This is a genomic window from Mesorhizobium sp. M2A.F.Ca.ET.043.05.1.1 (assembly GCF_003952445.1).
Lineage (GTDB): Bacteria > Pseudomonadota > Alphaproteobacteria > Rhizobiales > Rhizobiaceae > Mesorhizobium.
Map to the genome: position 1 here is coordinate 5,303,220 of NZ_CP034446.1, position 13,890 is coordinate 5,317,109.

Here is a 13,890-nt window from a genome sequence, read left to right on the forward strand (position 1 = left end):
CGTTGCAGCGCTCGCACGTCACGGCATGGATTCCAGGGTCTGCGCGCGTCGCTTCGCTCCTTGCTCCACCCTGGAATGACGAAGTTGAGAAGGCTTTGGCCAATCTCCAAGGCTTGCGACATGCTTCGGCTTGTCTTCGCCCGCGGTCACTGGCACTAGTTCGGCGACTTTAGCCGTCCCGGACCCGCCGCATGCCTTTCACCATCGCCACCTGGAACATCAACTCCGTGCGCCTGCGCATGCCGATCGTCGAGCGGCTGCTGAAGGAGCACGCGCCGGACGTGCTGTGCCTGCAGGAAACCAAGGTGCCGGACGAGCTCTTCCCGGAGAAGGCATTCCGCAAGGCGGGCTACGAGCACATCCTGTTTCACGGCCAGAAGGGCTATCACGGCGTCGCCACCGTCGCGCGCCGGCCGATCGAGCTGGTTGAGAAGCGGCGCTTCTGCGAGATCGACGACAGCCGGCATCTGTCGGTCAGGGTCCAGGCGGGCGGCAAGTCGGTGCTGGTGCATAATTTCTATGTGCCGGCCGGCGGCGATGAGCCCGATCCGGAGATCAACCGCAAATTCCGCCACAAGCTCGATTTCGTCTATGAGATGAACTCCGTGCCGGCGAGCGGCGACGAATCGTCGGCCTCGATCCTGGTCGGCGACCTGAACATCGCGCCGCAGGAGCACGACGTCTGGTCGCACAAGCAGTTGCTCAACGTGGTCAGCCATACGCCCGTCGAGACGACAAATTTCGAGGCGATGCGCAAGGCCGGCGGCTGGGTCGACCTGATGCGGCTCAACGTGCCGGCCGAGCAGAAGCTCTACACTTGGTGGAGCTATCGGGCGAAAGACTGGGAGGCGTCGAACCGCGGCCGCCGCCTCGACCATGTCTGGTCCTCCGCCAACCTGGTGCCGGATTTCAAAGGCTACGAGATCCTGCAGGCGGCGCGCGGCTGGGAAAAGCCGTCCGACCATGTACCGGTGATTGCGCGATTCGATTTGGACTGACGCGCTGCGGGAGGAGAGGGCGGCGCTGGCGTTCGGTCGTCATCCACGGGCGGAGCAAGGAGCGAAGCGACGCGCGTAGACCCGAGGATCCATGCCGTTACCTGTATCGAAAGATGCAATGATGCAGAACAGAACGCAACGCTCGGGCGGGTCGGCGGTAGTAAGAACCCTCATTCTGCAACACGGCAACGCTTCAACGTCACGGCATGGATTCCAGGGTCTGCGCGCGTCGCTTCGCTCCTTGCTCCGCCCTGGAATGACGAAGGCGCTCCCTGGCCGACGCCTAACCTCTACCCCGTAAAGCGCGGCGCCAGTTCCTCGATGCGGGCGACCATCTGCTGGAATTCCTCCAGGATGCGCTCATGCAACAGAACCGCGATCTCCGGATATTCTTCCAGGATGCGGTGGAACATCTTGCGGCTCAGTCGGATCACTTCAGAGTCGACCGCGGCGGAGGCGCTGGTCAGCCGGTTGGTGTCGGCTATCAGCGCCAGCTCGCTCAGCATGGTGCCCGGACCCGCGGTGCCGATCGGGACGCGTTCGCCCCCTAGCTCCCGATAAAGCGTGATCAGGCCGCTGACCACGATATAGGCAGAGTCGGCGACGTCATCCTCGCGGTAGAGCTTATGGTCGGCCTGCAGCAGCGTGGTCTCGGCGCCGAAGGCGAGCAGGCGCAGCTGTTCCTGGGTGAAGCCCTGGAAAAGCTTCACGCCGGACAGGATGCGGATGTCATCATCCAGCGCCATCCTAGCTGTGTCCCCGAGCGGTCAGTCCAGTCCCTCCTTTGGAGCGGCGCGCCCTCCTGGGCGCGCGAGAAGCGCTCCACCATGCATCGTGCGATGCTGCAACGAGCCGATCCATCACCCTCCAGCACCAGGATCGCACCCGAAACGGTCCCGCCCGACCGCTCTCATCTCTTTTGGCTCAATTCCGGACGGAAGGCTACGGCGAAGCCGCCAAGCTCAACCGTTTCGTACTTTTCGCGGAATTGGTCTAGATCATGAAATGTTTAAGGAACCAGCTTGTAGCCGCCGCTTTCTGTCACAAGAATTTCGGCATTGGAAGGATCGCGCTCGATCTTCTGGCGCAACCGGTAGACATGGGTCTCCAGCGTGTGCGTGGTGACGCCGGAATTGTAGCCCCAGACCTCTTCCAAGAGCACGTCGCGCGTCACCACCTTCTGGTCGGCGCGGTAGAGATATTTGATGATCGAGGCTTCCTTCTCGGTCAGCCGCACCTTGGCGCCGCGCGGATCGATCAAGAGCTTCTGGCTGGGCTTGAACGTGTAGGGTCCGACCGAGAAGGTGGCGTCCTCGCTCTGCTCGTGCTGGCGAAGCTGGGCGCGGATGCGGGCTAACAGGACGGCGAAGCGGAAGGGCTTGGTCACATAATCGTTGGCGCCGGCCTCGAGACCCAGAATCGTGTCGGAATCGGTATCGTGGCCGGTCAGCATGATGATCGGCGCCTTGTAGCCGCCCTTGCGCAGGATCTTCACCGCCTCGCGGCCGTCCATATCGGGCAGGCCGACATCCATGATGAGAAGGTCGACGACGCCGCCGCGCGCGGCGGCAACGCCTTTTGCGGCGGTCGATTCCTGCTGAACGTCGAATTCCTCGTAGAGCGCCAGCTGCTCGACCAGGGTGGCGCGCAGGTCGTCGTCGTCATCGACGATCAGGATGGTGCGTGATGTCATGGATATCAATCCGTTGTTTTAAAAAGAATATTCAGTTGACCTCCCCCCATTTATGCGGAAGCTCACCGGCGCAACAGCCGATCACAGTGATTTGTTCCGTGACACGATCATACAAGAAAAAACGCGCGCGCAATGAGGCGGGCGCATTTTTGCCGAAAGGCTTGCGCGTTTTGGTGGTGCGCGCGCGCCCCGGCAACCCAGCGCAAGGCTTCCTGCAAGCCGGCAAAACGGCGTTTCCCTGCGCCCTGGGGCGCAGCGGCATCACCGCCAACAAGCATGAAGGGGACGGCGCGACGCCGCTGGCGTCGATGCGCATCCTGTCGGGCTATTTCCGGGGCGATCATTTTTCGGGCGGGCGCAGGACGAGGCTGCCGATGGCGCCGATCGGTCCGGATCTCGGCTGGTGCGAGGTGCCGGACGACCGCAACTACAACCGTCCGGTGAAGATCCCCTATGGCGCGAGCCATGAGCGGATGAAGCGCGACGACCGGCTTTACGATGTCTGCCTGGTGCTCGACTGGAACATCGCGCCGCGCTTGCGCGGGCGCGGCAGCGCGATCTTCTTCCATCTGGCGCGGCCGGGCTTCACGCCGACCCAGGGCTGCGTGGCGGTGACGGCGCGGACCATGGCGAGGCTGCTTCCGTTGCTGTCGGATAGGACGGTGGTGAGGGTGGTGAGGTAGGGGCAGTAGGGCAGTAGGGCAGTAGGGCAGTAGGGCAGTAGGTGGTTCTTTTCCCTACTGCCCTACTCCCTTACTGCCTTAGCGACGACGCTGCCAACCTGTCCCCAGCAGTCCGATCTCTCGGAACTCGCGGTCCAATGCCTTTGTGATGTCGCGGCGCCGGCCGCCGACGTCGCGCAGGTCGCGGTCGGAAAGGTCTTCGACGGATTCCCCAGGCAAGGTGGCGGCGACGCGGGCCTGGCGCAGCCAATCGCGTGCCGAACGCAGCCAAAGGGTCAGGCTCGAGCGCGATTCCAGGGGGGTGCAGGGCTTCAGGGCGATCTCGGACATGGCTTCATCCCGTGTTCTCCGGATATCAAATCCGGTTTGATGGTGTTTCGATGGAGCCATGATGCCGGATTGAAAAACAAACGGGAAACGAGTAGTTCTTTTCTGATTATCAAGTTTTATTTGGAGATCGGATGTCCAAGCTGCTGCCCGGAACGCGCGCGCTGAGGACGTTCGAGGCGGCCGCCAGGCACCTCAATTTCACCCGCGCCGCCGATGAGCTCGGCCTGACGCCGGCGGCGGTCAGCCACCAGATCAAGGAAATCGAGGATCAGCTCGACCTGGTGCTGTTCACGCGCACCAGCCGCAGCATCCGGCTGACCGAGGCGGGCAGCCTGCTGCACGACGCATCGATCGACGCGCTCGACCTGCTCAACCGGGCGGTCAGCCGCGCCCGCAAGATGACCCGCGGCACGGCATTGCTGAAGGTTACGCTCGACGCGCAGTTCGCGACGAAATGGCTGATGCGCCGCGTCGACGACTTCCGCCGGCAGAAGCCCGGCATCGAGCTGCGCTTCGACATCACCTACGACGTCAGGGATTTCGAGCGCGACGATGTCGATATCGGCATCCGCTTCGGCACCGGCAAATATCCGGGACTCTGCGCGCACCGGCTGTTCGAGAACATCATCATCCCGGTGTGCAGCCCGGCGCTGCTGGCGTCAGGTCCGCCGCTGAAAGAGCCGCGCGACCTTTTCAACCACACGCTCGCGCATATCGAATGGTCGCGGCAGGGCGTGACCTGGCCGAACTGGAGCATGTGGATGCAGGCGGCCGGCGTCGACGATTTCGACGACAGCCGCACGCTGGTGTTCGGATCGTCAACCGATGCCACCCAGGCGGCGCTCGACGGCAATGCGGTGGCGCTGGCCGACTTCGCCATGGTCGCCAACGATCTTTCGCAAGGGCGCCTGGTGCGGCCCTTCGAGCTCGGCATCAAGGTCGCGCCGGAATTCGCCTATTTCCTGGTCTATCCCGAGGCAGCGAAGGACGACGCGCGGGTCATCGCCTTTCGCGAATGGCTGCTGGATGAGGTGGCGAAAACGCCGACATAGGACCTGTCGTCAGCCCGCCGGCGCCGCCGGCGCGCCGAACCAGCCGATGACGGCGCCGATGATCAGCATCACGCCCAGCCAATGGCCGGCATCGATCAGGGTCAGGGCCCAGCCGAAACCTTCATAGCGGTGGTTGACGGCAAGCGTGGTGGCGATGAAACCCAGCCAAAGCACGAAGCCGAACAGCAAGCCCGCGACCGGGTTCGGCTCGCCGCCGGTGATTGCCCCGACCACCAATGTCAGGACAAGCGCCATGACCAGCTCGGCGACGAAGCTGACGATGAAGGGAACGGCCGAGCGTTGCATGGTGGCCGGGTCGAGCTTGGCCGCCTTCAGCCAGGGCTTGCTCAGGCTCATATACCAGGCTGCGCCGAACAACCATGCGACGACGGCGGCGACAACCACCGCCAGCCAGTTCACGACCGAAAAATCCATGCTTTCCCCTCCAGATCGAGACGATGGAACGCTTGTTCGGCGATCGCGTCAAGCGAGGCGCCAGACGGTCGTGCGCTTGACCTCGGCATCCTCCAGCACACGCGTCACCGGAACCTGGTAGACGGCAAGCGATTGCAGCCCGGTGCTGGGCAGGTAGGCGCGGCCGGGATCGCCGACAAGGATCTCGGCGCCGCGCGCCTTCAGGCTCGTCAACCAGGGCAGCAGCCTGTCGGCGAAAGCCTTGTCGTAGAAGACGTCGCCGGCAAGCACGAGGTCCCAGCCATCGTCGGTGCCGACACAATCCGTGCCGAGGAATTGCGCTTCGACGCCGTTGGCTTCGAGGTTAAGCGCGATCGCCGTCTCGCAGAACGGATCGATGTCGGCGGCGATCACTTGCTTCGCGCCTGCTTTCATCGCGGCTATGGCAACGAGGCCCGAGCCGGAGGCGAAGTCGAGCACGCGTCTGCCGCGCACCGTCCCGGGATTGTCGAGCACATAGCGGGCGAGGCCCTGGCCGCCGGCCCAGGCGAAGGCCCAGAAGGGCGGCGGCAGGCCGATCTCGGCCAGCTCCTCCTCGGTGCGCAGCCAAAGGTCATGCGCCTCGTCGGCGAGGTGCAAAAGCACTTCCGGCACATGCGGCGGCGCCATCAGCGCCGTGTTGTCGAGGATGAACATTTTGGCGCTTTTCGGCGTAAGCCTGGTCACGGCGCCGGGTTGAGCTCGGCCATGCGGCAGACCTCTTTCCATTCGGCCGGCGTCACCGGCTGCACGGAAAGCCGGCCGAGCCGCACCAGCGCCATCTCGGCCAATTTCGGGTTGGCCTTGACCTGTTCCAGCGTTACCGGCTTCGGCACGTCCTTGAAGGCGCGGATGTCGACGCACTCCCAGCGCGGATCGTCGGTCGTCGTATCGGGATGCGCCAGCGCGCAGACCTCGGCGATGCCGACGATGTTCAGCCCCTCATTGGAATGATAGAAGAAGCCGAGATCGCCGATCCGCATCGCCTTCATGTTGTTGCGGGCGGCGTAGTTGCGCACGCCGTCCCACTGCGTGCCGGCCTTGCCCTTGGTCTTCAGCGCCTCGAAGGAAAAGACCGAGGGTTCGGACTTGAACAGCCAGTAGTTCATGCTCGTATTCCTCCTTGGCGCGGACCTGAATTAACTAGCCGCCGGCTTGTTGAAGGTCCAGTTCCACAGACGAATCTCAACGCTTTCGAACAGGCCCGCCTTGGCGTAGGGGTCGGCCGCCGACAGCGCCTGCGCCGCAGCCAGGTCCGGCGCCTCGACGACGACGAGGCTGCCGTCCGGCTTGCCCTCGGCGTTGAGGAAGGGACCGGCGAAGGCCAGCTTTCCCTCGCCGTTCAGGCCTTCGAGGAAGGCGACATGGGTAGGCCTGGTGTCGACGCGCAGCTGCAGGCTGCCGGGCTTGTCCTTGCAAATCAACGCAAACAGCATTCTTCAACTCCGATGGTTCAGATGTCGGTTTCGGTCTTGAGCGGGCGTGTCATCAGCGCGGTCACGGCCTGGCCGATGGTGATCTTGCCCTCGAGGATGGCGGCGACGGCCGAAATGATCGGCGCCTCGATGCCGCGCTCGGCGGCAATGCGGGCGGCAATGCCGGCCGTCGGCACGCCTTCGGCAAGCGGCAGGCCGGCAAGTGGCTTGCCCTGGCCGAGTGCCAGGCCATAGGCGAAATTGCGCGATTGCGCCGAGGAGCAGGTGAGCAGAAGATCGCCAAGGCCGGAAAGCCCCATCAGCGTCTCGGGCTTCGCCCCGAAAGCGGCGCCGATGCGGCGCAGTTCGACGAAGCCGCGCGTCACCATGGCGGCCTGGGCGCTGGCGCCAAGGCCCGCGCCGGTGACAGCGCCGGCGGCGATAGCAAAGACGTTCTTCAGTGCGCCGCCGATCTCGACGCCGATCAGGTCATCGCTGGAATAGCAGCGCAGATTTTCCGCCGAGAAGCGGGCGGCAAGCTCGGCCGCCAGTTCCGCCTCGCGGGCCGCGACCACGACCGCCGTCGGCAGGCCGCGCGCGACATCGCTGGCGAAGCTCGGACCGGAAAGCGCTGCGACCGGATTGTTGAGCAGGCTTACCTCGACAATCGTCGAGAGCAGCGCGCCAGTGTCGCGCTCGATGCCCTTGGCGCAGAGCACCAGCGGTGCTCCCCGAGGCACATGGTGCCGAGCGGTGGCCAGGACGGCGCGCAGCGACTGCGCCGGCGTCACGGCGAGCACGCAGTCGGCACCGTCGAGCGCGGCCGCCATATCGCTGGTGGCCGCGATGCCGGGCTCGATGCTGATGCCGGGCAAATAGCGTGGGTTCTCGCCGCGAGCGATGGCGGCGACGGTTTCGGTGTCGCGCGCATAGAGCCGGACATCATGGCCGGCGCGCAGCATGGCAAGCGCCAGCGCCGTGCCCCAGGCGCCGCCGCCCAGCACCGCGACGCGCCAGCCGCTGCCGGATTTGCTGCCGCTCGTTCGCTTGGCACTCATGCCTTGGCCCCACGCCGGCCCGAGCCGACCATCGGCGTCGAAACGCTGTCGAGCGGCCAGCGCGAACGCGGCACGAAGTCGGCGCTGTTCTCGCCGGCGATGCCGGCGCGCAGGCGTTCGATGCCGGCCCAGGCGATCATCGCCGCATTGTCGGTGCAGAGTTTCTGCGGCGGCGCGACAAAGGCGAAGCCGGCTTGCGCGCAAAGCGCTTCAAGCGTCGCCTTGATGGTGCGGTTGGCGGCAACGCCGCCCGCGACGACCAGCGCCGGTTTTGCCTGATCGGGAAATTCCTGGCGGAAGCGGGCAAGCGCGCGGCCGACACGGTCGCCCAGCGCGTCGGCCACCGCCGCCTGGAAGGAAGCGCATATATCGGCGACGTCCTGATCGCTCAGCGGCGCGATCGCGGTCGCTGCCTGGCGCACCGCCGTCTTCAGGCCGGAGAAGGAGAAATCCGGCTGCGCGGAGCCTTTCATCGGGCGCGGGAAGGCGAAGCGGCCGGCGTCGCCTGTCGCCGCCGCCTTCTCGACATTCGGGCCGCCGGGATAGGGCAGGCCGAGCATCTTGGCCGTCTTGTCGAAGGCTTCGCCCAGCGCATCGTCGATGGTGGTCGCCCAGCGCTGGTAGTCGCCGACGCCGCGCACCGCGACGATCTGGGTGTGGCCGCCGGAGACGAGCAGCAGAAGATAGGGAAAGTCGAGACCGTCGGTCAGCCGCGCCGTCAGCGCGTGGCCTTCGAGGTGGTTGATGGCGATCAGCGGCTTGTTGGCGGCGGCGGCGATCGCCTTCGCCGTCATCAGGCCGACGATCAGCCCACCGACCAGGCCGGGACCGGCGGTGGCGGCGATGGCGTCGACCTCGTCTAGCGAGACGGACGAGTCAGCGAGCGCCGCCTCGACGATGCCGTCCAGCGCCTCGACATGGGCACGCGCGGCGATCTCCGGCACGACGCCGCCAAAGGCCGCATGCTCCTCGATCTGGCTCAGCACCACGTTGGACAGGATTTCGGGCGCGGCGCCGCCGTCCAGCGCCACAACGCTGGCCGCCGTCTCGTCGCAGCTCGTCTCAATGCCCAGAACGCGGATCAATTGGTCGCTAGCCTCAAAGATTGTATCACCGGAGGTCTATCGATATTCAGATGATGCCGGCCTGCAAATGACGGGTTCCTGCGCTTCCGGTGCTCACGTACTTCAAGTACGCTCCGCTCCGGTTCTCGGAACCCACCATTTTCGGCTCGGCCTGACCTGAATCTCGACAGACCTCGGCCAAGGACGGGGGTTATCACGGACCGCGCGCCATGCAAACTTTGAAAATCGGAACACGCGGCAGCCCGCTGGCGCTCGCCCAGGCGCATGAGACGCGGGCGCGGCTGATGCAGGCGCATGGGCTGCCCGAGCAGGCCTTCGAGGTGGTGGCGATCTCCACCAGCGGCGACCGCATCCAGGACCGGCCGCTCTCGGAAGCCGGCGGCAAGGGCCTGTTCACCAAGGAAATCGAGGAAGCGCTGCTCGACGGCCGCATCGACATCGCCGTGCATTCGTCGAAGGACATGCCGACGGTGCTGCCCGACGGGCTGGAGCTTGTCACCTTCCTGCCGCGCGAGGACGCGCGCGACGCTTTCATCGGCAAACGGGTGAAGCGGATCGCCGACCTGCCGCATGGCGCGGTGGTCGGTTCGTCGTCGCTCAGGCGCCAGGCGCTGCTTCGCCGCATGCGGCCGGATTTCGAGGTGGTGATCTTCCGCGGCAATGTGCAGACGAGGCTGCGCAAGCTCGACGAGGGCGTCGCCGAGGGCACGATCTTGGCCTATGCCGGGCTGAAGCGGCTCGGGCTCGAACATGTCGTCACCGAGCTGATGGCGCTCGAGGAGTTTCCGCCGGCGCCGGGGCAAGGCGCGATCGGCATCGAAACCCGTGTCGGCGACCGCGAGGTCGAAAAAATGCTGGCGGCGATTCATCACGTGCCGACCGGCCAGGCACTCGCCTGCGAGCGCGCCTTCCTCGCCGCGCTCGACGGCTCCTGCCGCACGCCGATCGCCGGCCATGCGACGGTGGCGGGCGAAAAACTGTCCTTCGCCGGGTTGATCATCTCGCCCGACGGCACGCAATCGCATGAGCTCCGGCTTGAGGCCGAGGCCGCGGACGCGGTGGAGATCGGTCTCGACGCCGCGCGGACTGTCCGCGCCAGGGCCGGCGCTGAATTCTTCGACGGCTGGGCCTGACATGGTCCGCGTCCTGGTGACGAGGCCGGAGCCCGGCGCGTCGCGCACGGCACGACGCCTCGAAACCCTGGGATTTCAGCCTGTCCTGCTGCCGCTGACCGCGACGAGGGCAGTGCCGGTCGAGGCGAGCATCGGCGCCGATGCCGTCGCGGTTGCGGTCACCAGCGCCAATGCGGTGCGGCATGCGCCAAAGCCGCTGGTCGCGTCGCTTGCGGGCCTGCCATGCCACGCGGTCGGCAAACGGACGGCCGAGGCCTGCCGCGCGGCGGGATTTTTATCGGTCGCGGAAGGTCCGGGCGATGCCGAGGCGCTGGCCGACGCCATCGCCGGCGGCCTTGCCGGCAAGGCAATCGTCTATCTGTGCGGCCGCGTTCGGTTGCCGACGTTCGAACGGCGGCTCGCGGCGGCGGGCGCGCACGTTCAGCCGATCGAAACCTACGACACGATAGGCGTCGACTATGGCGATGCCGAGGTGGTCGCCGTCCTGTCGGGCCAGCCGGTCGAGGCCGCGCTGCTTTACTCAGCCAAGGCCGGCGCAGCGGTGGTCGGCCTGATGGCGCGGCCGACGCTACGGTATCTCTTTGAAAAAACGCAGTTCCTGGCGCTCTCGACGCGCGTCGGCCAGCCGATGGAAGGCATTGCCGGCAGCAGGGTCCGCATTGCATCCCAGCCTGAGGAAGACGCGTTGCTCGCGCTTTTGTCGCAACCGCGCTAGGGCATTTCGCCGTTTCACGGAAACGGTGAAATGCCCTAGCTCTTTGTTTTTACGCAATTCCGGACGGAAAACCGCTCACACTTTTCCTGGAATTGCTCTAAGCCGCGTCATCACACCGCCCCTTTTCACCGCTTGGTGATGTGCTAGAGCATCCTGACGCTCTGGACCCTTCGATCCATCCCCAAGCCATTTTGCGGAGCCCAAGCATGGTCAAGACGCCGAAGATGCGACATTCGAAGACCCGGCGCGAGCCGGTGACCATCGAACTCGAGCCCGGCGCCGTCTCGCGAATCACCGACGAGGATGCCGCGAAGGCTAAGGCCGCGCAGACCGACGAGGCGAAGGCGGAAGAAGCCGCGGCCGCTTCGCAGCCGGAGGCGCCGGAAGAGCCGATCCATGCCGAGCAGGCCGATATCGAGCCGTGGGAGCATAGCGACGTCGCCCAGGCGGCGGCCGAAAAGCCCGAAGCCGGCAAAGGCGAGCCCGAAGCGCCGTATCCAGGCGGCTCCGATGAGCCGAAGAGCCAGCCCCAGGGCTTCGACTACAATTTCGAGGACGCATCCGCTGCCGCTGCCGGCGCCCCGGCAGCGAAATCAAGCGAGACGCGAAGCGAGGCACGGGGCGAGGATCGCGCGCCGCAGCCGTCGCGGAGAACCGGCGTCAGCGTCATCGCAGCGGGCGTCATCGGCGGCGTGATCGCGCTTGCCGGCGCCGGCCTGCTGCAGGCGGTCGGCCTGCTTGGCGCGCCGGGATCGAACGGCGGATCGCTCGAAGGCGTCAATGGCGAGATCGCGTCGCTGAAAAGCGAGATCGCGGCGCCGAAGGAAAGCGGCGACAAGGGAGCGTCGGCCACGGTCGACGGTCTTTCGTCGGCGCTCGAGCAGGTCAAGTCCGAGGTGGCGGCGTTGAAAACCTCGGCCGGCCAAGGCGGCGACGGCGCGGCGCTCAAGGCGCTCGGCGACAAGGTCGGCCAGATCGAGACCGCCGTTGCCGATCTGCAGAAGAACGGCAACGCGGCACCCGTCGATCTCGGTCCGCTCAACGAGAAGATCGCCGGGCTCGACGCCCTGGTGAAATCGACCGGCGACGCAGCCAAGGCCGAGGATGGCCGGGTGGCGGCGCTGGAACAGTCCGTGTCGCAGCTTTCCGGCAAGGTCGAGGCGCAGGCCTCGCAGCCCAAGATCGCGCTGGCGATCGCGGCCGCGGCGCTGAAGTCGGCGCTCGACCGCGGCGCGCCCTTCGCGACCGAGCTCGACACCTTCGCGGCCATCGCGCCGGATGCGCCCGAGCTCGCGGCGCTGCGCTCCTATGCCGACAAGGGTGTGCCGACCCGCGCCACCATCGCTTCGGAGGTGGATGCCGCCGCCAACGCCATGGTCGAGGCGGCAAAGCCGGTAGACCAGAATGCCGGTTTCTTCCAGAGCCTGGTGTCGAGCGCGGAATCGCTGGTCAAGGTGCGGCCGGTCGGCAGCGTTGAAGGCAAGGGCGCGCCCGAAACCGTCGCCCGCATGGAAGTGGCGGTCAACCAGGGCGACTACGCCAAGGCGCTCAGCGAGTATAACACGCTGCCCGACGCCTCAAAGGCCGCCGGCGCCGACTTTGCCGGCAAACTGAAGGCGCGGCTCGAAGTCGAAAAGCAGCTCGAAGCGCTGATTGCCGGCGCGACGAAGGCGTGAGGACGAACAGATGATCCGCCTTCTCGCCTTCCTCGCCGTCGTCTTCGCGCTGGGGCTGGGCTTTGCCTGGCTGGCCGACCGTCCGGGCGAAATGCTCGTCACCTTCAACGGCTACCAGTACCAGGTCACGCTGATGGTGGCGGCGGTGGCGATCGTCGCGGTGGTCGCCGCGGTGATGATCGTCTGGTGGCTGATCAAGTCGCTGTGGAACAGCCCCTACACGATCTCGCGCTATTTCCGCGTGCGCCGCCGCGACCGCGGCTATCAGGCGCTGTCGACCGGCATGATCGCCGCCGGCGCCGGCGACGGAGCGCTTGCGCGCAAGAAAACCAAGGAAGCGGCGAAGCTGATCAGCGCCGACCAGGAGCCGCTGATCAACCTGCTCGACGCACAGGCCTCGCTGCTCGAGGGCGATCATGAAGGCGCGCGCGAGAAATTCGAGCGCATGCTCGACGATCCCGAGATGCGGCTGCTCGGCCTGCGCGGGCTTTATCTCGAGGCCGAACGGCTCGGCGACCGCAACGCCGCGCGCCATTATGCCGGCCGCGCGGCGGCGGTGGCGCCGCAGCTCGCCTGGGCGGCGGAGTCGACGCTCGAGGAACTGACCGAACGTGGCGACTGGGACGGCGCGCTGAAGCTGGTCGAGGCACAGAAATCGACAAGGCAGATCGAACGCGACGTGGCCAACCGCCGTCGCGCCGTGCTGCTGACAGCCAAGGCGCAGGCGCTTGTCGACAGCGACCCGAACGCGGCCCGCACCGCGGCGCTCGAAGCCAACAAGCTGGCTCCCGATTTCGCGCCGGCCGCGGTGATCGCCGCCGATCTGGTTATCCGGCAAAACGACGTGCGCAAGGGCTCCAAGATCCTGGAAGCCGCCTGGAAGGCCGAGCCGCATCCCGACATTGCCGAGCTCTACACGCATGCGAGGCCGGGCGACGCCGTGCTCGACCGTCTCAACCGGGCGAGGAAACTGCAGGAATTGAAGAGGAACCACGCCGAGTCATCGATGGCCGTGGCTCGGGCGGCGCTCGACGCGCAGGATTTCGCCACCGCGCGGCGCGAAGCGGAGGCCGCGATCCGCATGGATCGCCGCGAGGGCGCCTATCTTCTGCTCGCCGATATCGAGGAGGCCGAGACCGGAGACCAGGGCAAGGTTAGGCAGCTGCTGTCCAAAGCCGTACGTGCGCCGCGCGATCCGGCCTGGGTGGCGGACGGCGTCATCTCCGAGCGCTGGGCGCCGGTGTCGCCGGTCACCGGCAAGCTCGACGCCTTCACCTGGCGCGCGCCGATGGAGCGGCTCGGCCAGCTGATCGACAGCGAGACGGACGCCGCGGTGCCGGCGATCACAGCTGCGCCGCCCGCCGCAGCACCCGCTGAAAAGGCGATCGACATTGTTGCGGACGCGCCTGTCGAGAAGCCCTTGCCGGCGAATGGCGGCGAGAAGGACGCGGCTGTTACGGAAGATGTCAGCGAAGCTGAAACCGCCGGGCGGGGTTCGGAATTACCGCCTCTGCCCGACGATCCGGGTGTCGCGCCGGAAGAGGAAGCGGAAAAATCGCCGCGCCGGTTTCGTTTGTTCTGAGGTAGGGTTTTGGCGGG

16 protein-coding genes are annotated in these 13,890 nt (G+C 66.2%); 7 read left to right on the forward strand and 9 right to left on the reverse strand.

Translation table 11 applies throughout. The features are described 5' to 3' along the window. The first annotated feature begins 191 nt into the window (after positions 1 to 191). Positions 192 to 998, forward strand: coding sequence for an exodeoxyribonuclease III (gene xth / locus EJ069_RS25705; protein WP_126063688.1), 807 nt, complete (start codon positions 192 to 194; stop codon positions 996 to 998). A gap of 290 nt (positions 999 to 1,288) precedes the next feature. Here xth and EJ069_RS25710 read toward each other — a convergent pair whose 3' ends face one another. Continuing rightward, positions 1,289 to 1,744 (reverse strand): cyclic nucleotide-binding domain-containing protein, encoded by a 456-nt coding sequence (locus EJ069_RS25710; protein WP_126063689.1) that lies wholly within the window; start codon positions 1,742 to 1,744, stop codon positions 1,289 to 1,291. A gap of 263 nt (positions 1,745 to 2,007) precedes the next feature. Then, on the reverse strand, positions 2,008 to 2,691 hold the full coding sequence (locus EJ069_RS25715) for a response regulator transcription factor (protein ID WP_040991447.1): 684 nt from the start codon (positions 2,689 to 2,691) through the stop codon (positions 2,008 to 2,010). A 149-nt stretch (positions 2,692 to 2,840) separates the two neighbouring features. Here EJ069_RS25715 and EJ069_RS25720 point away from each other — a divergent pair, with 149 nt between their 5' ends. After that, complete coding sequence (locus EJ069_RS25720; RefSeq protein ID WP_245456274.1) at positions 2,841 to 3,374, forward strand: L,D-transpeptidase; 534 nt, start codon at positions 2,841 to 2,843, stop codon at positions 3,372 to 3,374. 78 nt (positions 3,375 to 3,452) lie between these two features. On the opposite strand, the gene EJ069_RS25725 is transcribed toward EJ069_RS25720, so the two are convergent. Continuing rightward, positions 3,453 to 3,704, reverse strand: a complete 252-nt coding sequence (locus EJ069_RS25725) for a hypothetical protein (RefSeq protein WP_126063690.1) — start codon at positions 3,702 to 3,704, stop codon at positions 3,453 to 3,455. A gap of 131 nt (positions 3,705 to 3,835) precedes the next feature. Here EJ069_RS25725 and gcvA point away from each other — a divergent pair, with 131 nt between their 5' ends. After that, positions 3,836 to 4,756: a transcriptional regulator GcvA gene (gene gcvA, locus EJ069_RS25730; protein WP_126063691.1), complete on the forward strand. Its 921-nt coding sequence runs from the start codon at positions 3,836 to 3,838 to the stop codon at positions 4,754 to 4,756. Between the two features lie 9 nt (positions 4,757 to 4,765). On the opposite strand, the gene EJ069_RS25735 is transcribed toward gcvA, so the two are convergent. The 6 genes from EJ069_RS25735 to tsaD are packed head-to-tail and all read right to left on the reverse strand — an operon-like array spanning position 4,766 to position 8,764. Beyond that, positions 4,766 to 5,191, reverse strand: coding sequence for a DUF1761 domain-containing protein (locus EJ069_RS25735; protein WP_126063692.1), 426 nt, complete (start codon positions 5,189 to 5,191; stop codon positions 4,766 to 4,768). 48 nt (positions 5,192 to 5,239) lie between these two features. Beyond that, positions 5,240 to 5,938 carry a methyltransferase gene (locus EJ069_RS25740; protein WP_189475985.1) on the reverse strand — a complete coding sequence of 233 codons (699 nt, stop codon included), beginning with the start codon at positions 5,936 to 5,938 and terminating at the stop codon, positions 5,240 to 5,242. Next, positions 5,893 to 6,318 carry an EVE domain-containing protein gene (locus EJ069_RS25745; RefSeq protein ID WP_126063694.1) on the reverse strand — a complete coding sequence of 142 codons (426 nt, stop codon included), beginning with the start codon at positions 6,316 to 6,318 and terminating at the stop codon, positions 5,893 to 5,895. Before EJ069_RS25745 ends, EJ069_RS25740 begins: the two co-directional genes overlap by 46 nt. Before the next feature lie 30 nt (positions 6,319 to 6,348). Then, positions 6,349 to 6,645, reverse strand: a complete 297-nt coding sequence (locus EJ069_RS25750; protein ID WP_126063695.1) for a YciI-like protein — start codon at positions 6,643 to 6,645, stop codon at positions 6,349 to 6,351. A gap of 17 nt (positions 6,646 to 6,662) precedes the next feature. Continuing rightward, positions 6,663 to 7,682, reverse strand: coding sequence for an NAD(P)H-dependent glycerol-3-phosphate dehydrogenase (locus tag EJ069_RS25755; RefSeq protein WP_126063696.1), 1,020 nt, complete (start codon positions 7,680 to 7,682; stop codon positions 6,663 to 6,665). Continuing rightward, a complete protein-coding gene (gene tsaD, locus EJ069_RS25760; RefSeq protein WP_189476557.1) occupies positions 7,679 to 8,764 on the reverse strand; it encodes a tRNA (adenosine(37)-N6)-threonylcarbamoyltransferase complex transferase subunit TsaD in 1,086 nt (361 codons plus the stop codon). The genes EJ069_RS25755 and tsaD overlap by 4 nt, the downstream gene beginning before the upstream one ends. A gap of 212 nt (positions 8,765 to 8,976) precedes the next feature. Here tsaD and hemC point away from each other — a divergent pair, with 212 nt between their 5' ends. The 4 genes from hemC to EJ069_RS25780 all read left to right on the forward strand — a co-directional run bounded on the left by hemC (position 8,977) and on the right by EJ069_RS25780 (position 13,873). Beyond that, entirely contained in the window at positions 8,977 to 9,900 is a 924-nt protein-coding gene (hemC, locus tag EJ069_RS25765; RefSeq protein WP_126063698.1) for a hydroxymethylbilane synthase, read from the forward strand. Position 9,901: 1 nt separating this feature from the next. Then, positions 9,902 to 10,615, forward strand: a complete 714-nt coding sequence (locus EJ069_RS25770; RefSeq protein WP_126063699.1) for a uroporphyrinogen-III synthase — start codon at positions 9,902 to 9,904, stop codon at positions 10,613 to 10,615. A gap of 206 nt (positions 10,616 to 10,821) precedes the next feature. After that, positions 10,822 to 12,291 carry a mitofilin family membrane protein gene (locus tag EJ069_RS25775; protein WP_126063700.1) on the forward strand — a complete coding sequence of 490 codons (1,470 nt, stop codon included), beginning with the start codon at positions 10,822 to 10,824 and terminating at the stop codon, positions 12,289 to 12,291. Positions 12,292 to 12,301: 10 nt separating this feature from the next. Further along, positions 12,302 to 13,873, forward strand: coding sequence for a heme biosynthesis protein HemY (locus EJ069_RS25780; protein WP_126063701.1), 1,572 nt, complete (start codon positions 12,302 to 12,304; stop codon positions 13,871 to 13,873). Positions 13,874 to 13,890 lie beyond the last annotated feature (17 nt).